This is a genomic window from Microcoleus sp. B3-A4, from assembly GCF_036705385.1.
Taxonomy (GTDB): domain Bacteria; phylum Cyanobacteriota; class Cyanobacteriia; order Cyanobacteriales; family Microcoleaceae; genus Microcoleus.
Genome location: NZ_JAUBUI010000227.1, coordinates 1 through 1250, shown reverse-complemented (window position 1 = coordinate 1250; position 1250 = coordinate 1). Strand labels below are relative to the sequence as shown.

Below are 1250 nucleotides of genomic sequence, written 5' to 3'. Positions count from 1 at the left end.
CAAACTAAATGTTCTGTTTCGATACAAAGATTCTTTTTCAGTCTTAAGCAAAAAGACACACCCTTTTCCTTAAGCCAATTTTCCAAATCAACAGAACAAAATTCACGGTCTCCTAAAACGATGACTTGATATTCTGAAAATAATGGTAAAACTTGCTCTAAATTGGTAGTTTGTGACTCGAAGTTACTATTTCCTAATTTTGGCAACAGCGACCAGTATAATGGAATTGCTCTTCGCTCCCAAATCAGGCTAACCATAAAGAGATTAATGCACCCCCATTGACTACGGTCGATTGCAATTGATAAACGAGTACCAATGCGGCAATAAGTGGTCAACCAATAAGTAATTAAGGGCAACCAAATTAATGAGATAGTTAAGTTTGGTAAATCCAGAAATCTTTGTAATTTTCTACGCCGACTTTCCGTTGTAATTGGGTAAGGAAATACCCGTGCCAGTCGTTCTAATCTCACTTGTTTTTCTGATTGCATCACAGATAGCAAAGTTGTCATTACAATAAACTGAGCTGATGTCAGTTGTTTTTTTAAATGAGTCTGGTAAAATGTTGGTATCATTATTTTTTGGATAGGCAAGCGTGTAACAATTATGCTGCCTATCTTTTTTTAGCACACATTGGCTCAATCCTCACCACCTCTGGGTTTCAGGCTGGTTGTCACCCCCCCAGCTCCTTTCACTAATTTAACAAAGATGAAACTGCCGCCTGTAGCAATCATGCCGTAACTAGGTTTGTCCGGGTTGGGATTTGCCAGCATATAAACTAAGATTTGCGCCAATCCCGCTTCGATCGAAAATGAAACTCGTTTCGATTCTCTTACCATCAGGCACAACTGCTCTTTAAAAACTAAAGTATCAAGGCTGCCTTTGATGATAACCCCTTCATCTTCTTCGGAAATTTCGACGGATTTTTCTGGTTTAATGTAGAAAGGATGCAGGTAAAACTCGCCTGCAAATAACAGCGGAGAGACTATCGACAAACTAATGGTTTTTTCCAGCATCGGCGGATACTCCAACAAGTTGAAGTAACCCGCTTTAATCTGATCTAGTTGTCGTTTTTGAAAGTCGGTAATTTCTGGTAACTCATCTTGCCATTCTCGGAAAAATTGGTCGTCTGTAACAAGTTGAAGGTCAAAAACTGTTTTTAATTCTTCTAATGTGACTGTAGTTTAGACTAACCAAAGATGAGAACGGTGGCAAAAGAAGAACTAGAGCCACCGCGCCAGGAGAGAATGAGG

At 39.4% G+C, this 1250-nt stretch carries 2 protein-coding genes; both read right to left on the bottom strand.

Annotation, left to right across the window (positions count from 1 at the left end; translation table 11 throughout):
• On the bottom strand, nt 1-572 hold a 572-nt coding region (locus QUB33_RS29520), incomplete at its 3' end, for a transposase (protein ID WP_333358265.1).
• A 63-nt stretch (nt 573-635) separates the two neighbouring features.
• Nucleotides 636-1013 carry a hypothetical protein gene (locus tag QUB33_RS29515; protein WP_333358262.1) on the bottom strand — a complete coding sequence of 126 codons (378 nt, stop codon included), beginning with the start codon at nt 1011-1013 and terminating at the stop codon, nt 636-638.
• Nucleotides 1014-1250 lie beyond the last annotated feature (237 nt).